19 protein-coding genes are annotated in these 18,423 nt (G+C 59.2%); 12 read left to right on the top strand and 7 right to left on the bottom strand.

All coding sequences use genetic code 11. From position 1 onward, the window contains the following. The 6 genes from AC07T0_RS26545 to fba all read left to right on the top strand — a co-directional run. The coding region (locus AC07T0_RS26545) for a transketolase-like TK C-terminal-containing protein (protein WP_495004035.1) at positions 1-156 on the top strand (156 nt) is incomplete at its 5' end. A gap of 229 nt (positions 157-385) precedes the next feature. Then, positions 386-1,438 carry an erythrose-4-phosphate dehydrogenase gene (epd, locus tag AC07T0_RS26550; protein ID WP_495003981.1) on the top strand — a complete coding sequence of 351 codons (1,053 nt, stop codon included), beginning with the start codon at positions 386-388 and terminating at the stop codon, positions 1,436-1,438. Positions 1,439-1,588: 150 nt separating this feature from the next. Then, positions 1,589-2,752 carry a phosphoglycerate kinase gene (locus AC07T0_RS26555; RefSeq protein WP_495003982.1) on the top strand — a complete coding sequence of 388 codons (1,164 nt, stop codon included), beginning with the start codon at positions 1,589-1,591 and terminating at the stop codon, positions 2,750-2,752. Between the two features lie 30 nt (positions 2,753-2,782). Continuing rightward, positions 2,783-3,007: a hypothetical protein gene (locus tag AC07T0_RS26560; protein ID WP_495003983.1), complete on the top strand. Its 225-nt coding sequence runs from the start codon at positions 2,783-2,785 to the stop codon at positions 3,005-3,007. 59 nt (positions 3,008-3,066) lie between these two features. Next, entirely contained in the window at positions 3,067-3,411 is a 345-nt protein-coding gene (locus tag AC07T0_RS26565) for an MliC family protein (RefSeq protein WP_495003984.1), read from the top strand. A gap of 221 nt (positions 3,412-3,632) precedes the next feature. After that, positions 3,633-4,697, top strand: coding sequence for a class II fructose-bisphosphate aldolase (fba, locus tag AC07T0_RS26570; protein WP_495003985.1), 1,065 nt, complete (start codon positions 3,633-3,635; stop codon positions 4,695-4,697). A gap of 131 nt (positions 4,698-4,828) precedes the next feature. On the opposite strand, the gene AC07T0_RS26575 is transcribed toward fba, so the two are convergent. Together AC07T0_RS26575 and AC07T0_RS26580 are read right to left on the bottom strand one after the other, a co-directional pair. Continuing rightward, positions 4,829-5,530, bottom strand: coding sequence for an AAA family ATPase (locus AC07T0_RS26575; RefSeq protein ID WP_495004036.1), 702 nt, complete (start codon positions 5,528-5,530; stop codon positions 4,829-4,831). A gap of 107 nt (positions 5,531-5,637) precedes the next feature. Continuing rightward, entirely contained in the window at positions 5,638-6,342 is a 705-nt protein-coding gene (locus tag AC07T0_RS26580; RefSeq protein WP_495004037.1) for a terpene synthase family protein, read from the bottom strand. Positions 6,343-7,047: 705 nt separating this feature from the next. Between AC07T0_RS26580 and AC07T0_RS26585 the strand changes: the two genes are divergently transcribed. Then, entirely contained in the window at positions 7,048-7,332 is a 285-nt protein-coding gene (locus tag AC07T0_RS26585) for a hypothetical protein (RefSeq protein ID WP_495003986.1), read from the top strand. A 55-nt stretch (positions 7,333-7,387) separates the two neighbouring features. On the opposite strand, the gene AC07T0_RS26590 is transcribed toward AC07T0_RS26585, so the two are convergent. Both AC07T0_RS26590 and AC07T0_RS26595 read right to left on the bottom strand, forming a co-directional pair. Continuing rightward, the gene (locus AC07T0_RS26590; RefSeq protein ID WP_495003987.1) at positions 7,388-7,774 is read right to left on the bottom strand and encodes a DUF3077 domain-containing protein; all 387 of its coding nucleotides are present in this window, start codon (positions 7,772-7,774) and stop codon (positions 7,388-7,390) included. 463 nt (positions 7,775-8,237) lie between these two features. Next, positions 8,238-8,909, bottom strand: a complete 672-nt coding sequence (locus AC07T0_RS26595) for a polysaccharide lyase family 7 protein (protein ID WP_495003988.1) — start codon at positions 8,907-8,909, stop codon at positions 8,238-8,240. Positions 8,910-9,215: 306 nt separating this feature from the next. On the opposite strand from AC07T0_RS26595, the gene AC07T0_RS26600 reads away from it, so the two are divergent. From AC07T0_RS26600 to AC07T0_RS26615, 4 genes are all read left to right on the top strand, one after another. Next, positions 9,216-9,455 carry a hypothetical protein gene (locus AC07T0_RS26600; RefSeq protein WP_495003989.1) on the top strand — a complete coding sequence of 80 codons (240 nt, stop codon included), beginning with the start codon at positions 9,216-9,218 and terminating at the stop codon, positions 9,453-9,455. A 236-nt stretch (positions 9,456-9,691) separates the two neighbouring features. Beyond that, entirely contained in the window at positions 9,692-11,815 is a 2,124-nt protein-coding gene (locus AC07T0_RS26605) for a putative bifunctional diguanylate cyclase/phosphodiesterase (protein ID WP_495003990.1), read from the top strand. 42 nt (positions 11,816-11,857) lie between these two features. Further along, positions 11,858-12,367, top strand: coding sequence for a YgjP-like metallopeptidase domain-containing protein (locus AC07T0_RS26610; protein ID WP_495003991.1), 510 nt, complete (start codon positions 11,858-11,860; stop codon positions 12,365-12,367). A gap of 56 nt (positions 12,368-12,423) precedes the next feature. Next, positions 12,424-12,720 (top strand): winged helix-turn-helix domain-containing protein, encoded by a 297-nt coding sequence (locus tag AC07T0_RS26615; RefSeq protein ID WP_218224335.1) that lies wholly within the window; start codon positions 12,424-12,426, stop codon positions 12,718-12,720. A gap of 142 nt (positions 12,721-12,862) precedes the next feature. Here the strand turns inward: AC07T0_RS26615 and AC07T0_RS26620 are convergent, their stop codons facing one another. Further along, a complete protein-coding gene (locus tag AC07T0_RS26620; protein WP_495003992.1) occupies positions 12,863-13,315 on the bottom strand; it encodes a GNAT family N-acetyltransferase in 453 nt (150 codons plus the stop codon). Between the two features lie 324 nt (positions 13,316-13,639). On the opposite strand from AC07T0_RS26620, the gene AC07T0_RS26625 reads away from it, so the two are divergent. Beyond that, positions 13,640-14,377: a substrate-binding periplasmic protein gene (locus tag AC07T0_RS26625; protein ID WP_495003993.1), complete on the top strand. Its 738-nt coding sequence runs from the start codon at positions 13,640-13,642 to the stop codon at positions 14,375-14,377. A 116-nt stretch (positions 14,378-14,493) separates the two neighbouring features. On the opposite strand, the gene yccS is transcribed toward AC07T0_RS26625, so the two are convergent. After that, the gene (gene yccS / locus AC07T0_RS26630; protein ID WP_495003994.1) at positions 14,494-16,686 is read right to left on the bottom strand and encodes a YccS family putative transporter; all 2,193 of its coding nucleotides are present in this window, start codon (positions 16,684-16,686) and stop codon (positions 14,494-14,496) included. Between the two features lie 320 nt (positions 16,687-17,006). Beyond that, the gene (locus AC07T0_RS26635; protein ID WP_495003995.1) at positions 17,007-18,185 is read right to left on the bottom strand and encodes a BaiN/RdsA family NAD(P)/FAD-dependent oxidoreductase; all 1,179 of its coding nucleotides are present in this window, start codon (positions 18,183-18,185) and stop codon (positions 17,007-17,009) included. Positions 18,186-18,423: the final 238 nt, after the last annotated feature.

Here is an 18,423-nt window from a genome sequence, read left to right on the forward strand (position 1 = left end):
CACGCGGACTACTGGTACAAGTACGTGGGCCTGGAAGGTCGTGTGATCGGTATGACCACCTACGGCGAGTCGGCGCCTGCGCCAGCCTTGTTCGAACACTTTGGCTTCACCCTGGAAAACATCCTGGGTCAGGCTGAAGAGCTGCTGGAAGACTAAGTTCAGGAGCAGCGGCGCCTGCTCCGGCCTCTTCGCGGGCAAGCTGCGCTCCCACAGGTTCGATGTCGTGCCAGAACTTTGGCCAGACACGGACACTGTGGGAGCGCAGCTTGCCCGCGAAGACGACCCCGCAGACGCCACTTCACTCCCAGACTCACAGGCAGGCCCGTTTCCATACAATCCATGCATTTGCGTGGGTGCTTGATATTCAAGCTTCGGCGAGATCCCCATGCCCCAACCGCGTCCTTACAGAGTTGCACTCAACGGCTACGGCCGTATCGGTCGTTGCGTCCTGCGTGCGCTGTTCGAGCGAGGGGATCGGGCCGCTTTTGAAATCGTTGCCCTCAACGATCTGGCCGATATGGCCAGCCTCGAATACCTGACACGTTTCGACTCCACCCACGGCCGTTTTCCTGGCGAAGTGCGGGTCGAGGACGATTGTCTGCATATCAATGGCCACTGCGTGAAAGTCTTCCGCTGTGCCACCCCCGAACAAATCGACTGGGCCGCGCTGGACGTCGACCTGGTGCTGGAGTGCTCCGGCGCCTACCACACCCGCGCGGACGGCGAGCGCTTCCTCGCCGCCGGCGCGCCCCGGGTGCTGTTCTCCCAGCCGATGGCCAGCGAGACCGATGTCGACGCCACCATCGTCTACGGCGTCAACCAGGACTGCCTGAGCGGCGACGAGCTTCTGGTCTCCAACGCCTCCTGTACCACCAACTGCGGCGTGCCGCTGTTGCGCCTGCTGGACCAGGCCATCGGCCTGGAATACGTGTCCATCACCACCATCCACTCGGCGATGAACGACCAACCGGTGATCGACGCTTACCACGCCGAAGACCTGCGCCGCACGCGCTCGGCGTTCCAGTCGGTGATCCCGGTGTCCACCGGTCTGGCCCGGGGCATCGAACGCCTGCTGCCGGAACTTGCCGGGCGAATCCAGGCCAAAGCCGTACGGGTGCCGACGGTCAATGTGTCCTGCCTCGACATTACGATGCAAACCGTCAGCGACACCGATGCCGTGGAGGTCAACCGGATCCTGCGCGAGGCCGCCACCAGCGGTCCGCTCAAGGGCTTGCTGGCCTATACCGAGCTGCCCCACGCCAGCTGCGATTTCAACCATGACCCTCATTCGGCGATTGTCGATGCGAGTCAGACCCGCGTTTCCGGCCCAAGGCTGGTGAACGTGCTGGCCTGGTTCGACAACGAATGGGGTTTTGCCAACCGAATGCTGGATGTTGCAGAGCACTACCTGCACACCATTCACCAAAAGGCGGTGTAAAAACTACTGCGCTCGACAATCCCGCGTTAAAAACAGGCTCGGAATGCTCATTTACAACCAGTAAACTCCGCTTCCTCGCCTGTTTTTGCCTTGTCTTGCCTTCGCTCGCTACGTTTTTACAACGCCTTTAACTAAGAGAGATTGCGACCCATGACCGTGTTGAAGATGACCGACCTCGATCTGCAAGGGAAGCGCGTACTGATTCGCGAAGACCTCAACGTCCCCGTCAAGGACGGTGTTGTCACCAGCGACGCGCGTATCCTGGCTTCGCTGCCGACCATCAAGCTGGCCCTGGAAAAAGGCGCGGCAGTCATGATCTGCTCGCACCTGGGCCGTCCGACCGAAGGCGAGTTCTCGGCCGAGAACAGCCTCAAGCCGGTCGCCGACTACCTGAGCCAGGCCCTGGGCCGCGAAGTGCCGCTGGTGGCCGATTACCTGAACGGTGTCGAGGTCAAGGCCGGCGACATCGTGCTGTTCGAAAACGTGCGCTTCAACAAGGGCGAGAAAAAGAACGCCGACGAGCTGGCCCAGCAATACGCCGCGCTGTGCGACGTGTTCGTGATGGACGCCTTCGGCACCGCGCACCGTGCCGAGGGGTCGACCCACGGCGTGGCCAAGTTCGCCAAGATCGCCGCCGCTGGCCCGCTGCTGGCCGCCGAACTGGACGCACTGGGCAAGGCCCTGGGCGCTCCGGCCCAGCCGATGGCCGCCATCGTCGCCGGTTCCAAGGTGTCGACCAAGCTCGACGTGCTCAATAGCCTGAGCCAGATCTGCAACCAGTTGATCGTCGGTGGCGGCATCGCCAACACCTTCCTCGCGGCGGCCGGTCACCCGGTGGGCAAGTCCCTCTACGAGCCGGACCTGCTGGACACCGCCCGCGCCATCGCGGCCAAGGTCAGCGTGCCGCTGCCAGTGGACGTGGTGGTGGCCAAGGAGTTCGCCGAGAGTGCCGTGGCGACCGTGAAACTGATCGCCGACGTTGCCGCTGACGACATGATTCTCGACATCGGCCCGCAAACCGCCGCGCACTTCGCCGAACTGCTGAAGTCGTCGAAGACCATCCTGTGGAACGGTCCGGTCGGCGTGTTCGAATTCGACCAGTTCGGCAATGGCACCCAGGTCCTGGCCCAGGCCATCGCCGACAGCTCGGCATTTTCCATTGCCGGCGGTGGCGACACCCTGGCGGCCATCGACAAGTATGGCGTTGCCAAGGATATCTCCTACATTTCCACCGGAGGTGGCGCTTTCCTGGAATTCGTCGAGGGCAAGGTACTGCCCGCCGTGGAAGTACTGGAAGCACGCGCCAAGGCCTGAGCCGGCGTTGGCCTTTGACAGGAGTCTCATATGGTCAAGCCGTTAGTGCTGCTGGTCCTGGCGGGTGTGCTGGTCGGTTGTGCCGACAAACACAGCGCCGGGCCAGCGGCGGAGGTCGCCCCGGCGGCCGCTAAAGGTTGCTACCAGGCCGACTGGCAGGCGGAAACCGCGCCGGTGATCAACAAGCGCCTGGGCCCGGATGGGTTGGAAAAATACGACACAGCGTCCGGGACCCGGGAACAGGGTTGTCCTTGACGGGTCAGATTCATTACAGGCAGTGCTGACGGCCAGCGGTCGTCAGTCGAGGAACCGGCATGAAAGGCTTTATTGCCCTTGTTTCACTGGTCGCACTGGGTGGCTGCGCAGCCTTCAATGCCACCTTCAATCAGGCGTCGGCCCCGGCGGACACCTGGACGCGCTGGACCTGTGACAGCCAGGCCGAAGTGTTTTGGCGTTATGCCGACAGTACGCAACAGGCGGTCGACGTGCGTTTGGCCAGCGGTGACCAGGTCTATCGCCTCAAGCCTGAGGCCGGTGCCGTCGATAGCGGTGTGCTGTACAGCGACAACGTCTTGGCGTTTCACAAAAAAGGTGAGGAAGGCCTGGTTTACTGGGTCTCCACCAACGATTTGATCGGCCGGGCCTGCAAGGCGCACTAACGGCCGAGCGCGGTTCCCTGTAGGAGCGAGCTTGCTCGCGATGGTGGTCCAGGCACCGCGGGGTATCAGGTTCCCCGTGTTATCGTTGACGCCCATCGCGAGCAAGTTCGCTCCTACATTCGCAGGTCGGGGTAACCCCTGATCTGCAATGACTTGAATAGCAGCCGCCGCTCCGGCAGGCTTGCACGATTAACGACCCTCGACCGGGAGAGACACACACAATGGCACTTATCAGCATGCGCCAGATGTTGGACCACGCAGCCGAATTCGGCTACGGCGTTCCAGCCTTCAACGTCAACAACCTTGAGCAGATGCGCGCCATCATGGAAGCCGCTGACAAGACTGACTCCCCGGTGATCGTCCAGGCTTCGGCCGGCGCCCGCAAATACGCCGGCGCGCCGTTCCTGCGGCACCTGATCCTGGCCGCCATCGAAGAGTTTCCGCATATCCCGGTGTGCATGCACCAGGACCACGGCACCAGCCCGGACGTCTGCCAGCGCTCCATCCAACTGGGCTTCAGCTCGGTGATGATGGACGGTTCCCTGGGTGAAGATGGCAAGACCCCGACCGACTACGAATACAACGTCCGCGTGACCCAACAGACCGTGGCCATGGCCCACGCTTGCGGTGTTTCGGTTGAAGGCGAGTTGGGTTGCCTGGGTTCGCTGGAAACCGGCATGGCCGGTGAAGAAGACGGCATCGGCGCCGAAGGCGTGCTCGATCACAGCCAGATGCTGACCGACCCGGAAGAAGCCGCGGACTTCGTCAAGAAGACCCAGGTCGACGCCCTGGCCATCGCCATCGGCACCAGCCACGGCGCCTACAAATTCACCAAGCCGCCTACCGGCGACGTGCTGGCGATCGACCGCATCAAGGAAATCCACAAGCGCATCCCCAACACCCACCTGGTGATGCACGGTTCCTCTTCGGTGCCGCAAGAGTGGCTGGCGATCATCAACCAGTACGGTGGCGACATCAAGGAAACCTACGGCGTACCGGTTGAAGAAATCGTCGAAGGCATCAAGCACGGCGTGCGCAAGGTCAACATCGACACCGACCTGCGCCTGGCGTCCACCGGTGCCATGCGTCGCCTGATGGCCACCCACCCGAGCGAGTTCGACCCGCGCAAGTTCTTCGGCGCCACCGTGACCGCCATGCGTGATGTGTGTATCGCCCGTTACGAAGCTTTCGGTACTGCCGGCAACGCCTCCAAGATCAAGCCGATCTCCCTGGAAGCGATGTTCCAGCGCTACCTGAAAGGTGAGTTGAACGCCAAGGTCAACTAAGAGCGACAGCGTCATGAAAAAACCCGCAGCGATGCGGGTTTTTTGTAGGCGGCAAATGGTTTTTCAGGAAATTTCGATCAAAAATTATTCGTTATCAGAAATTAATTTCTCCAGATATTGTCCGTTGGAGTTTATAACGGCCTTATAAATACGGTAAACCTCCATGTCACAGCTTTAGCCGACGCCAAAACTCCATCATGTAAGTGCAAGAGATCGCCGTTCGGAATGGACATCATGATAGGGGGATGAGTGGCGATAATAAATTGTGAACCCTGTTTGGATAATTCAACGATTCTAAGTAGCAGGCTGAGTTGACGAGAGGGGTGTAAGGAGGCTTCGGGCTCGTCCAATATGTAAATGCCATTGGCTTTGAATCTGTTTTGGTAAAGTGACTCCATCGCTTCGCCATGTGAGAGGGTATGCAGGTCCCGCCCTCCGTAATAGGATTTTATTTCAGGGTCGAAGCTACCCTCGCTGTCCAATCGTCTCACTTCTGAGCTGAAGTTATAAAAGGTTTCCGCCCGATAAAAGAAAAGATCGTTCTCTTTTCGATAGCCTTTGGAAATAATAATATGCTTGTGCAGATCTGAGTGGGTGGACTCTGTATTGAATCTGAAGTTTTTACCTCCTCCTTCAGGGTTGCAGCCCAATTTGACGGCGATGGCCTCCAGGAGTGTGGATTTCCCTGCGCCGTTCTCTCCAGCGATAACGGTGATGGGATGGTTCAGATCCAGCGGAAAAATACCCGCGTATGGGTTAGCCGGGAACGTGTCAGCCTTGAGCCGTATGGATTTAACGAATAGATTATTTATGAGTATATTTGAAAACCCTATGTAATGAGTTTTTTGTTCCGATCAACGATAGCGCGATTTGTATTACGCTTGAGGCGATGCGTTCGGAGTCTTCTTTTTCATAACTGAACTTTATTCGTTTAATAAATTCAATTTGCATCGGGAACAATATTGGCGGCTGCTTCAAACACGTCGGGGGCATTATGCCCACCTTCCCAATACCGGTCCGATTCTATTAATGTTGCAGATTTCCAGCCATTGAAAGGCATGCTCAGGCAATGCACATAATACTCTACATCCCGCTGCCATGCCCCAAAATCAGGAAGGTTTTTTTGCAGGTATAAAAACTCATTTACGTCTTCATTGTTAATACGTATTACTTCTTCTATTGCTTCTGCTCTTGTTATGCCTTTGAAATTTTCCAGCACTTTTACCAGGTTCACATAAAAATCACCCGTAGCTTCCTCTTTAAGCAGGGATTGTATATCGTTAAAATACCCGGGCATACGACCGGAAACCCTGGATAACTCCCGGATGATCGGGTGTCTGTGTATTTCATCAGGAAGCGTTACACCTGTTTCCACTTCCATAGATTCATTAAAGGCGCGAAGCATCAACGTCTTTTCCCGGATCATTCGTTGGTTGGATGGTGTCGGGAACCGCTTGTCTCTTTTATACATCGTTTCTATTTCCACACCATCGAAATAAATATCTATTTTGTCTGCAATACGATCGATGGACGACTGGGGTATAAATGCCAGGAATTCCTGAAAAATTTCCTTGTTCTTTAGACGTTGTGAGTTTGTTGGGCGAATTGATGTAGGGTATTTCTTGTTCGATGTGGAGCAGGACAGCTTTAATTATTTGATACTGCCGGCAACGCCTCCAGGATCGAGCCGATCTCCCTGGAACAATGGGATATCGAGCGGATGACGGAACAACATAGCTCGGTGTGGTCACGCTTCGGGCGTGAATCCGTTCGTTGACTGCACTGGCGAATTTATTTCAGGCTGCCGTGATCCTTCTCCTGTCCGACCTCCGGGGGGGGGGGAGGGGAAGGACTGACCATGCCAGATATCTCCCGCGCGCGCCCCTTCACCTGGCTTGACGGTGATCCAGCGCCAGGATCGAAGATGGGTCGGGTGATACGCGGGCTTGTGCTCCGACTCCCGGATTTCGCTCACGTAAAAACCGTGAACACTGGATTCCATGATGAGGGCCCATTTCATATCCGTCTCTACATGTTGTTGATCGTCAGTACGGAAAAATATTATCTGGGGAGTGCAGATCGGTCTACTGTCAATAATGACAGGTTTATAGATGCTTTATGCATAGTGAATAGCGATTTAAGGAATAAAACGATATTTTAAGTGCGGGTTTGTCTGTCGGTTGTTTGGAAGATACTGAGCAGTTTATCTGCTAAAGCGGATGGTTTTTATGGAGGACAGCGGAATATGAAAATTCGAAAATAATATAAAAGACTGTCAATTCTGACAGTGGCCGAAGGTTTTTGGATCCGGCATCGTCATGGCTCATTCACTGTAAGGGAGTGTACGGTCATGAGTTCAGAAGACAAAAATGTCGAATTCAAGGGCGCGCTTCAGACGACGCTCAAGACGGTAGAGGATGCGACGGCCGATCTCAGGGAGGCGGTTCAGGTCGTGCTCCAAAGGGCGGAAGACGCGGAAGTAAAGTTCAAGGGCGCGGTTCAGACAGTACTCCAGACGGCAGAGGACGCGACACCCACTTTCAAGGGGGCGGCCGAAGCTACGCTCACGCCGCAGGAGGGGGGGACACCGGAATTCAAAGGCCCGGCCAAGGTCACGCTTAAACCTCAGACTTGATTTCTGGTAATGAAAAGGGGCGGAGTTATTGATTATCCGCCCCGATCTCGACGCTTTACGCCGGTCGTATGGTCGAGCCTTCCAGTAGCGCATCGACTACCGCCCGGGCCATTTCCACGGAGCGGACCATGGAGCCGATCAGGCCTCGTTCAATGCCACTGGCGTCGGTGATTTCATCGGATATTTCTTCCGCGCCAATCAGCAATAGCGAAACATGTCGCAACGCTTCTTCGGCACTGATTCCTGGGCGCACGGCAAACAGCGGATGGTCTTTTCCGTCGAGGCAACCAAAGGTGCTCAGGCCGGTGGAGGGCAGGGTGTCCATGAGGGGACGCTTGCTGTCGCGCATCACTTGCAGCAAAGCCTCGTTGGTTTCCTTGAGGATCGCGGTGATGCGCTGGCGGGTGTAGTTGATGGGGGGATCGGGGACGAGCTTTTTCATGATTCGTGACTTCCTGTGGATAACAAGAAGCTGCCGGCTCTCACTTCCACGCAAGAAGGTGGCAGCTGTACGCAGGTGTGGAAGACCGGGCCACAGAAACCCCGGCGCACCCGAAGGTACCCCGCGCACAGCCGCCATGACACGAATGAACAGCCATATTCGTATTTGAGAGTCTGTGCATTTTTCTGTGCTTCGGACTTCCACATCCGACCACTGATAAGCAGTGGTGAACGAAGACTAGACGCGAAGAATTCAAAGGCGCAAGCCGCTCAGGGGCGATTACGATTTTCTAGGAAATGTCTTGCAAATGACAGTGCAAACTTCTGACAAGTTAGCCCTGTCATTTACTTAAATACGCTCAATTTGTGTGGGAGCGGAGCTTGAGACCGCTAAAAGCTTCGCGGGCAAGCTCCGCTCCCACAAGTAGGCGTTCGCGCTTAAATGAGCGGGAGATTGGCGAGCCTCAGCTCTTCACATGATCAATATCCAGCTTATAGAAGGTCACCATCCCGCCCTCGCTGGTATAGCCGGTATTGTCCTGCACATAGACCCCGGCCTTGAAATACAGCGGCTTGTTGCGCCAGGTGCTGCTGATCTGGGTGTACCAGGACGCATTGGCGGCGTGCACGCTCAGGTAGCCACCGCGGCTCAGGTGGATCACGTAGGTGAAGGACTTGTCCAACGGCACATTGTTGGCGATCTCGATCACCCGGCTTTCCTTGTCGTCGGGGTGGTTGCGGATCTTCACCACGATAATCCCGGTCTTGCGACTGTCCTTGTACTGGTACTCGACCTTGAGCATCGGCTGGGTGCTGTTGTACGCATGGATCTGGCCGATGACGATCTTGCCCGACGAGGGCACCTGGTTTACCGCCAGGGTGGCGCGCAGGTAGTTGTTGGCCTCGCTGTACAACCAGTTACGCAGCCGGCCATCGGGCCAGGTCTCGCGCAATTCGCTGCGCGGGTAGATGGCGTTTTCAGTCTTGGAGCCGGTGACCGGTGACCAGAAGAACAAGGTGCCGCTGTCGGAGTGAAAGTATTGATCCTTGAAGCCCTGTACCAGCTTGGGTGTATCGATCGTCGCTGGCGGAGTGCCGACGGGAACGCTGAGGTTCCAGGTTGTCAGGTCGATCATGTCTGTTCCTTCCGTGTAAAGCGCTTGCGCGCGTGCCGCGATTCAGCCTGGGAAAATTCAGACAAACCGCTTTGGCTCGCGCTTTCGGCGTCCTTTATAACGGTTGAAGAATAGTTTGTTAACGCCGATCCGGCGAACGGTTGACGTCAATCCATCGACGAGCAGCGACCCTCGCGGCCAGCCATAGAAGAGTCGTGTTGGGCTTTTATTAAGAAGCGATATAAACACCTGTTATTTATGACAGTTGTTTTTCACCCGGCGAATTCCCACGATAAAGGTTCAATCGCTAACAACAAGGGTCTCACTATGGACGAAGAGGAAGCACGGAACGAGCCTGAATATCTGAAGTACTTCAAGCGCAAACAAAAGATCAACCTGCGCGGCAGGCTGCATGGCGGGCCGGTGGAGTCCGAGCGCGGCGAGCTGTGTGGTATCGACTGGACGCACCGAACGCTGACTTATCATGGCGAATTCGGTTTATACAACACGGTGCGTTTCGACGAAATCTATGAAATTGAACCTATCGCGCAATATAGAACCTCATAACCTGGACCGAGCGCATTGACGGTCGTCAACGTGGTACGACGTGGGCTTGTAGGCTTGAGGTATTTTCCGAGCCGCGTCCGAGTGGTGATGAACGACCGTTAGTCGGGAGATTGTGGCAGTGGCTGGATGATGGCCTATTGCTCACTACGCTTTGCACAATCCCGGTCTAGAGTAGTCCTTAGGTTTAGCCCGGATTTTTTGATTTCCGGCGGAGTTCCTCGAACAAGAGAAGCAGCATGGATTGCGTGCAACAGATACCCGGTGATGGTAGTTCCGTCCTTCTGGTCGTCGATGATTACCCTGAAAATCTGATCAGCATGCGTGCATTGCTGGAACGTCAGGATTGGCAGGTGGTTACTGCCGCCTCAGGCATTGAGGCGCTGACGTTGCTGCTGGAGCATGAGATTGATCTGGTGCTGCTGGATGTACAGATGCCCGGGATGGACGGTTTTGAAGTGGCCCGCCTGATGCGCGGCAGCCAGCGCACGCGCCTGACCCCGATTATTTTCCTCACCGCCAACGAGCAGTCCCAGGACGCCGTGATCAAGGGTTATGCCAGCGGCGCGGTGGATTACCTGTTCAAACCCTTCAATCCGGATATTCTCCGGCCCAAGGTCCAGGCATTGCTGGAACAACAGCGCAACCGCCGTGCCTTGCAATCCCTGAGCCGCGACCTGGAGGCCGCCCGGGCATTCAATGCCTCGGTGCTGGAGAATGCCGCCGAAGGTATTCTGGTGGTCAACGACGACGGCACGATCCGTTTCGCCAACCCGGCGATTTCGCGTTTGCTCAATCTGTCGCTGGAAGCCCTGGCCGGCCAGCCATTCCTGGATTTTCTGCAAAACCCGCACTTTCCCGACTGGCGGAGCTCATTGCTGTACGAGGAGTACCTTAAAGGCGAGACCTATCGCCTGCATGATGCGTATTTGCGCACCAGCCAGGACCAGATGTTGCCGGTGGCGTTGTCCTGCGCGCCGCTGTCCTCCGACCAGAAGGCCATGGTGGTGACGGTGCTGGACATGTCGGTGGTGCGGCATCTGCACCAGCAGTTGGAGTTCCAGGCGGTGACCGATCCGCTGACCGGCCTGCTCAATCGCCGCGGCTTCTACCAGACCGCGGAAAATACCCTGCGCCGCAGTGACGGCGCGGACAAGTCCCTGGTGCTGATGTACCTGGACCTCGATGGCTTCAAGCGGGTCAACGATTCCCTTGGCCATGAAGCCGGCGACCGGGTGCTGCGCTGGGTGTCGGAGCAGTTGAAGTCCTGCCTCAATCCCTTCGATATCCTCGCGCGCATGGGCGGTGATGAGTTCACCACTTTGCTCAATCTGGAGCGTCCCGAGCAGGCGGCGAAAATCGCCGAGCGGCTGATCGAGCGGGTGTCGATTCGCCAACAGATCGACGGCATGGAAATGACGCTCGGGGTCAGCATCGGCATTGCCACTTACCCGGATTGCGGTTCCAACCTCGATGGCTTGCTGCGGGCGGCGGACATTGCCATGTACGAGGCCAAGCGCGCCGGTCGCCAGCAGTATCGCTACTACGATCACGAGATGAACGGCCGCGCGCGCTCGCGCCTGATGCTTGAGGAAAGTGTCCGCTCGGCAATCGAGGGCAAGGAATTCAAGATGGTCTACCAGCCCCAGGTGTCCCTCGTGGACGGTCACCTGCGCGGGTTCGAGGCCTTGCTGCGCTGGCACCATCCGAGTGTTGGCGATGTGCCGCCGGGGTTGTTCCTGCCATTGCTGGAAGAGGTGCGGCTGATCAGCCGGCTGGGCAGTTGGATCTATCGCCAGGCGGCGACCCAGCGACATGCCTGGAGCGGCGTGTTCGCCGAGGACCTGGTGCTGAGCGTCAGCCTGAGCGCCACGCAGTTCAGCATGCCGAACCTGGCGGACGAGCTGCAGGAGGTGCTGGAGCGCCATGACCTGCGGGCGCATCAGCTGGAAGTGGAGGTGACGGAAGAGGCCTTGATGCAGGACTTCGAGGCTTCGCGCAAGCAACTGCGGCGGATCCGCGCCCAGGGGGTGCGCGTGGCCCTGGACGACTTCGGTTCTGGGCACTGTTCGCTGAACCACCTGCGCGACCTTGAGCTGGATACGCTCAAGCTCGACCGCCAATTGATCGCCAAGATCCTCAACTCACCCCGGGATGCGGCCTTGGCCCGCACGGTGATCGACCTCTGCGAACAATTCGGTTTGCTGGTAATCGCCGAAGGGGTGGAAACCATCGAGCAGTGGCAGTGGCTCAAAGCCAACGGTTGCCCGATGGTCCAGGGTTTCCTGGTGGCCCGGCCGCTGACGGCCAAGGACGCCACCGGCTTCGGCTCAGCGTTTGACTGGAGCGCGCTGTCGGCCTGAATTCGCTACACTGAGCTCTTTTAGGTGTACGTAAGGCCTGTCATGACTGTGTTGAAATACCTTCAGGCTTATCCCACGTCCTTGCAGGAACAGGTCCGCCAGATGATTGCCCGGGACGCCCTGGGCGATTACCTGAGCAAGCGTTATCCGGAGCGGCATGCGGTGCAGAGCGACAAGGCGCTGTACAGCTATGCCCTGGCGTTGAAGCAGGAGCATTTGCGCAATGCGCCGTCCATCGACAAGGTGCTCTTCGATAACCGCCTCGACCTGACCCACCGCGCCCTCGGTCTGCACACCGCGATTTCGCGGGTTCAGGGCGGCAAGCTCAAGGCCAAGAAGGAAATCCGCATTGCCTCGTTGTTCAAGGAGGCGGCGCCGCAGTTTCTGAAAATGATCGTGGTGCACGAGTTGGCGCACCTCAAGGAGTCCGATCACAACAAGGCCTTCTACCAGTTGTGCGAATACATGCAGCCCGGCTATCACCAGCTGGAATTCGACCTGCGGGTGTACCTGACCTGGCGCGACCTGCAGGGCAAATCTGCAACCCCGTAGGCGCCGGGTGTGCGCTTGAGTCGAAGCATTGGAAGGTCAACCTTAAGGACTACCGGATGGACGTCAGCAAGACCAAGAGCAGTTTCTACCGCCGTCTGTACGTGGCGTGGCTGATCGACAGCGAGATTGCCAGCAGCGTCCCGGCCCTGACCGAAGCCACTGGCATGCCCCGGCGCACGGCGCAGGACACGATCCTGGCCCTGGCGGACCTGGACATTGTCTGTGAGTTCGAACAGGAAGACGGTGCCCGCAATCATGCCGGGCAGTACCGGATTCGCAGTTGGGGTGCGATCGACAAAAGCTGGATCGGTCGCCATGTGCAACAGATCAAGGACGTGCTGGGCTATCCCTGAGTTTTGTGGTGTCTGTGCTGGCCTCTTCGCGGGCAAGCTCCGCTCCCACAGGATCGAGTCACATCGCAAACCCTCGGTCAGCCCCGGACATTGTGGGAGCGGAGCTTGCCCGCGAAGAGGTCTGGGAAGGCGCCGAAAAACCTCAGGCCTTGCGCATCCCGATATGCGGGATATCGTCTTCCAGATACACCGCGCCCACCACTTCGAACCCATAGCTTCCGTAATAACTCTGCAGGTGCGCCTGGGCCGACAGGTAGATTGGTTGCCCCGGCCAGAGCTTCTCGGCCTGTTGCAAGGCCTCGGCCATCAACTCGTGTCCCAACCCCAGGCCGCGGGCCTCGGGGGCGATCACCACCCGCCCGATCACCACGTCGCCGCCCTGGGAAATCGGGTCGAGCAGACGCAGGTAAGCCACCAGTCGATCATCGCGCCAGCCCATCAGATGGCAGGTGTCGCCCTCCAGATCGCGGCCGTCGACTTCCTGGTAGGGGCATTTCTGCTCGACCACGAAGACTTCGGTGCGTAGCTGCAGGATGCTGTACAACTGTTCCTTGCTCAGGTCGCCGTGATGTTTGCAGAGCCAGTCGATGGTCATTCTCGCCTCGGGATTCAATCACTCGCTATCGATACTAGGCGGGTTGTCGGCGGGCGCCAACCGCGGATTTTCTTTGCCCGCCAGGGCCGGGGCTGGAAGGTTCCTTGCAAGGGATTTCGAAGCGGTGTTCCGGTGCGGTAGTAGCTACTTGCCGTTATTCATTTTGCTTGGCGCCGTCATCTTTGTGTAATCTGCTGAGCCATGCTTTTGCTATGGCTTGGATGAGCTAATGTTAGGACCAGGGATGTGGCCGGTTGCTTTGGGACGGTCTCCTCGGGCTTCGGCTAACTGTGCTGGGCTATGTGCCCGCTAAGGATCTTAAGCATGCCGCGATTGCATCGAGCTTTTGTTTTGCTTGGATTGCTGCTGCTTTCACAGGGCGCCACCGCGGATAAATTGCGTTTGGTGGCCGATGGTTGGCCGCCGTTTACCGATGCGACATTGGTTAACGGCGGCCTGGCCACCGATATCGTCAGCACGGCGCTGGCGCGGGCCGGCTATGCCAGCGACTTCGAGCAGGTGCCCTGGGCGCGAGCGCTCAAGGGCGTGGGCGAAGGGCGCTATGATGTGCTGATCAGTGCCTGGTACAGCCGCGAGCGCACCCTGCTGGGGCAGTTTTCGGCTGAGTACCTGGTCAACCGCGTGCTGTTTCTCAAGCGCAAGGAGTCGGCCATCGAGTTCGATAACTTGGGCCAACTGCACAACCTGCCGATTGCGGTGGTGCGCGACTATGCCTATAGCGCCGAGTTCGACGGCGACACGCAGTTGCAGAAGATCCCGGTGCACAACTTCGCCATGGCCGTGCGCATGCTCGCGGCGGACCGCGTGAAGTTGACGCTGGAAGATGAGTATGTGGCGCGCTACTACCTCAAGAGCGAGGCGCCACGGGTGCGCAACGCCGTGGAGTTCCTGCCCAGGCCGCTCAGCGAAAACAGCCTGCATATCCTGGTCAGTCTGAAGAATCCGCAGCATGAACAGATTGTCGCCGGCTTCGACCGTGAGATCGCGGCGATGAAGGCCGACGGCAGCTATGAGCGCCTGCTCAAGCTGCACGGGATGTAACCCCCCCCGCGAAACCTTGTGGGCGCTGGCTTGCTGGCGATGGCGGCCGATCAGGCGATGCAAGGCTGACTGGCCTCATCGCCGGCAAGCCAGCTCCTACAGGGGAGCGTGGTGTTTCAAGATTCTGCGTTTTCTTCCGGGTCCTTGATCAGGTGCGCCGCCAGGGTGCGCAGCGGTCCTAGCTGGCGGCAGATCAAGGCCAGTTGGGTCTGCACCAACCGCTGGATTTCGTCGATCTCGTCCGGCATCTGTTCCAACCCAGTGGCCAGGGCTTCCTCGGCATCGCTTTGAATGGCAATGGGCGTCTTGTTCGCCAGGCCCATGGCAATCTCTTCGATACTCGCCGCCAAGGTGCCGGCAGCCCCTTCGAGCAGATGATCGCGGACTTCTTCCGGCAACTGGTTGTCGCGGTGCGCGCCCAGCCCCGAGAGGTAGCTGAGCAAGGTGTGCGAGAGCACCAGGAAGCGGAACCCCACGTCGGCTTCCTTACGGAAGTGCCCCGGCTCCATCAGCATATTCGCCAGGGTGGTCGACAGCGCTGCGTCGGCGTTGTGGGCGTTGCGTCGGGCCAGGCGATAGGCGAGGTCGTCGCTCTTGCCCTGGGCGTACTGGCGCATGATCTGGCGCAGGTACAGGCTGTTGCAGCTCAGGGTGTTGGCCAGCACCTTGTTCAGGCGTCGACCTTGCCAGTCCGGCAGGAACAGGAACACCGCGAGGCCGGCGATCAACGCACCCAGCAGGGTATCGAGCAGGCGCGGCAGGAACAGGCCGTAGCCGTCGCCCACCTGGTTGAAGCAGAACAGCACCGTCAGGGTCATGGCGGCGGTCGCCAGGGTGTAGCGGGTGGTGCGGTTGATAAAGAACACCACCCCGGCGGCGATGGTGAACAAGGCCTGGATCAGCGGGCTTGGGAACAGGTCGAACAGCGCCCAGGCGGCGGTCAGGCCAATGGCCGTGCCGAGGATCCGCTGGCCCAGTTTGCGCCGGGTGGCGCCGTAGCTCGGCTGGCAGACGAACAAGGTGGTGAGGATGATCCAGTAGCCTTGGGATGGATGCACCAGGTGCACCATGCCATAGCCGATGCTCAGTGCCAGCGGCAGGCGCAGAGCGTGGCGGAACAGCAGCGAGGTCGGGGTCAACTGGGTGCGCAAGCGCGTCCAGACGTCCTTGAGGTTGCGCGGCGAACGGTCCAGCAGGCTGCTGTCGGTGACGTCGGCCAGGCTGTCGGGGTTACTCGCGTCGCTCAGCAGGCGGTCGAGGGTGCCGAGGTTGGCGGCCAGGGCCCGCAGCGAACGCAGCAGGCCGCGCCAGGCCGGGTTGCTCTGGATGCGCAGGTGCTCCAGGGAGGCGTGCAGGTCACCAAGGGCTTCGGCGAAGCTGGCGTTGTAGATGAACGGCTGGCGCAGCTGGATCGACACCGCGAGAGCCTGGCAGGCCTTGCCTTGCTCACGCAGCAGGCGTTGGCAGCGGAACAGCACGTCGCTGTGAAAGAACGCTTCGGCCAGGGCGTTGTAGGGGTAGTGCGAGGAGCTGGCGCGCTCGTGGATGTCCTGGGCGAGGAAGTACAGCTTCAGGTAGCGGCTGACCTTCGACCCCGGCCGACCGTTGCCGACCCGGTGCAGGATGATTTCCTTGGCGCTGTTCAGCGCCGCCACCACCTTGCCGTTCTGTTGGGCCAGCTCCAGGCGCCGGGCTTCGACGTCCAGTTGGCGGATCGGTTCGAACAGCGAGGACTTGAGCTTGAGGTAGTAACCCAGTTCGCGGAACAGCCGGGCCAGGCTCTGTTGCACCGGCTGGTTGGAGAACAGCGCCTGCCAGAGCACCGAGAGCACGCCATACCAGGCCGCGCCAGTGACCAGCAGCACCGGCTCGTGCCAGAGGTTGGCGACTTCGCCGCCGCGCTGGTCGACGCCGATCATGGTGTAGACCGAGAGGATCAGGGTCGCCGAGGCAATCGCGCCATAGCGTTCGCCCAAGGCACCGAGCATGGTCAGGGCAAAAGCCGCCAGGGCCATGGCGCAGACGAAGATCAGCGGGTAGGGGAACAGCAGCTCGACTGAGAACGCCGCGACACTGAAGCACACCAGCGTTACCGCCAGGGCATTGAGGCGGCCCTGCCAACTGTCGTCGGTCTCGGCCAGGGCACTGGCGATGACCCCGAGGAACAGCGGGATCAGCAGCTTCATCTCATTCTGCAACCAGCACAGGGTCATGATGCCGGTCAGGGCGATAAACACCCGAACGCTATAGCTGAATTTGTCCAGCGCCCAGAGACGGCGCAGGGACTGGTTGAACGAGGTCGATGCCATGAAGGTGAGAGAGCCTGCCAAGCGGTTGATCTGAATGATGGGTAGACGGGCGGCATTGTGATGACGCCACATCGGTCTACAGCAAAATTTGTTCCGTGATCGACAATTGTTCCTGGATGCGGCCTGTTATCAGCATGGAGGTGGGCAATTGCGTCTTGTATCGCCTGTTCGAGCGCCATCGCCGGCAAGCCGGCTCCCACAATGTCCGTGTCGTGCGCACAACCTGCAATCGACGCCGGACCTGTGGGAGCCGGCTTGCCGGCGATGAACGATAACGCGGTCTACCTGCGCTGCCGCATTGCCTGAAACGCGCGCAAACGTCAGGCGAATTGCGCCGCCGCGTACCCCGAGGCCCAGGCCCACTGGAAGTTGAAGCCGCCGAGGTGGCCGCTGACATCCAGCACTTCACCGATGAAATACAGCCCCGGGCTTTTCAGCGATTCCATGGTTTTCGACGACACTTCCCGGGTGTCGACGCCGCCCAGGGTGACTTCTGCGGTGCGATAACCTTCGGTGCCGGCCGGCACCAGGCGCCAGTCGCCGAGTTTCTGCGCGACGTCGGCCAACTCCGCCGGGGTGTACTGCTTCATCGGTTTGGAGACGAACCAGTGCTCGGCCAGCAGGTTGGCCATCTTCTTGGTGAACAGCTCACCGAGCAGGGTTTTCAGTTCACTGTTGGGCCGTTCGGCCTGCTGCTGTTGCAGCCAGTCCAGTGCGTCGTGGTCCGGCAGCAGGTTGATGTGCAACGTATCGCCAGGATTCCAGAACGAGGAAATCTGCAGGATCGCCGGGCCGCTGAGGCCGCGGTGGGTGAACAGGATATTTTCCCGGAAGCTCTGCTCGTTGCAGCTCACCAGGCAATCCACCGAGGTTCCGGACAGCTCGGTGCAGAGCGCCTTGAGTTGATCGGTAATGGTGAATGGCACCAGCCCGGCGCGGGTCGGTAACACCTGGTGACCGAACTGTTTGGCCACTTGATAGCCGAAACCGGTCGCGCCCAAGGTTGGGATCGACAGGCCGCCGGTGGCGATGACCAGCGATTGGCAGGTGATCTGGCCGAGGCTGGTTTGCAGCAGGTAGCCGCTTTCCAGCTTTTCGATGTGCTGGATGGCGGTGTCCAGGTGCAGGCTGACACCGACCTGGTCGCACTCGTCGAGAAGCATGCCGAGGATGTCGCTGGACTTGTTGTCGCAGAACAGCTGACCGAGTTTTTTCTCGTGATACGGCACGCCGTGCTTGGCCACCATCGCGATGAAATCCCACTGGGTATAGCGGGCCAGGGCCGACTTGCAGAAATGCGGGTTCTGCGAGAGAAAGTTGCCAGGTTCGCTGTACATATTGGTGAAATTGCAGCGACCGCCGCCGGACATCAGGATTTTCTTGCCGGCTTTGTTGGCGTGGTCGATCAGCATCACCTGGCGCCCGCGGGCGGCGGTGGTAAGGGCGCACATCAATCCGGCGGCACCGGCGCCGATGATCACAACTTCAGTAACGGGCACAACGATGTCCTCGGGAGTTCAGGTAGGGGAACGCGGTCTTGCAAGCACAACAGAGATCTTTAGCGCGGCACTGAACCTATGTGGGAGCGGAGCTTGCCCGCGAAGAGGCCCTTGAGGCCGCCAAAAGCTTCGCGGGCAAGCTCCTCCCTCCCCCCCCCCCCCCCCCCCCCCCCCCCCCCCCCCCCCCCCCCCCCCCCCCCCCCCCCCCACAAAAGCGCCATCAGCTAGACCCGCAGCA

The organism is Pseudomonas sp. GW821-FHT04D07, from assembly GCF_059420225.1.

What these genes read in the sequence shown, in the direction of transcription:
- epd (WP_495003981.1), top strand. Translation starts at nt 386, where the DNA reads ATGCCCCAACCGCGTCCTTACAGAGTTGCACTCAACGGCTACGGCCGT.
- AC07T0_RS26555 (WP_495003982.1), top strand. Translation starts at nt 1,589, where the DNA reads ATGACCGTGTTGAAGATGACCGACCTCGATCTGCAAGGGAAGCGCGTA.
- AC07T0_RS26560 (WP_495003983.1), top strand. Translation starts at nt 2,783, where the DNA reads ATGGTCAAGCCGTTAGTGCTGCTGGTCCTGGCGGGTGTGCTGGTCGGT.
- AC07T0_RS26565 (WP_495003984.1), top strand. Translation starts at nt 3,067, where the DNA reads ATGAAAGGCTTTATTGCCCTTGTTTCACTGGTCGCACTGGGTGGCTGC.
- fba (WP_495003985.1), top strand. Translation starts at nt 3,633, where the DNA reads ATGGCACTTATCAGCATGCGCCAGATGTTGGACCACGCAGCCGAATTC.
- AC07T0_RS26585 (WP_495003986.1), top strand. Translation starts at nt 7,048, where the DNA reads ATGAGTTCAGAAGACAAAAATGTCGAATTCAAGGGCGCGCTTCAGACG.
- AC07T0_RS26590 (WP_495003987.1), bottom strand. Translation starts at nt 7,774, where the DNA reads ATGAAAAAGCTCGTCCCCGATCCCCCCATCAACTACACCCGCCAGCGC.
- AC07T0_RS26595 (WP_495003988.1), bottom strand. Translation starts at nt 8,909, where the DNA reads ATGATCGACCTGACAACCTGGAACCTCAGCGTTCCCGTCGGCACTCCG.
- AC07T0_RS26600 (WP_495003989.1), top strand. Translation starts at nt 9,216, where the DNA reads ATGGACGAAGAGGAAGCACGGAACGAGCCTGAATATCTGAAGTACTTC.
- AC07T0_RS26605 (WP_495003990.1), top strand. Translation starts at nt 9,692, where the DNA reads ATGGATTGCGTGCAACAGATACCCGGTGATGGTAGTTCCGTCCTTCTG.
- AC07T0_RS26610 (WP_495003991.1), top strand. Translation starts at nt 11,858, where the DNA reads ATGACTGTGTTGAAATACCTTCAGGCTTATCCCACGTCCTTGCAGGAA.
- AC07T0_RS26615 (WP_218224335.1), top strand. Translation starts at nt 12,424, where the DNA reads ATGGACGTCAGCAAGACCAAGAGCAGTTTCTACCGCCGTCTGTACGTG.
- AC07T0_RS26620 (WP_495003992.1), bottom strand. Translation starts at nt 13,315, where the DNA reads ATGACCATCGACTGGCTCTGCAAACATCACGGCGACCTGAGCAAGGAA.
- AC07T0_RS26625 (WP_495003993.1), top strand. Translation starts at nt 13,640, where the DNA reads ATGCCGCGATTGCATCGAGCTTTTGTTTTGCTTGGATTGCTGCTGCTT.
- yccS (WP_495003994.1), bottom strand. Translation starts at nt 16,686, where the DNA reads ATGGCATCGACCTCGTTCAACCAGTCCCTGCGCCGTCTCTGGGCGCTG.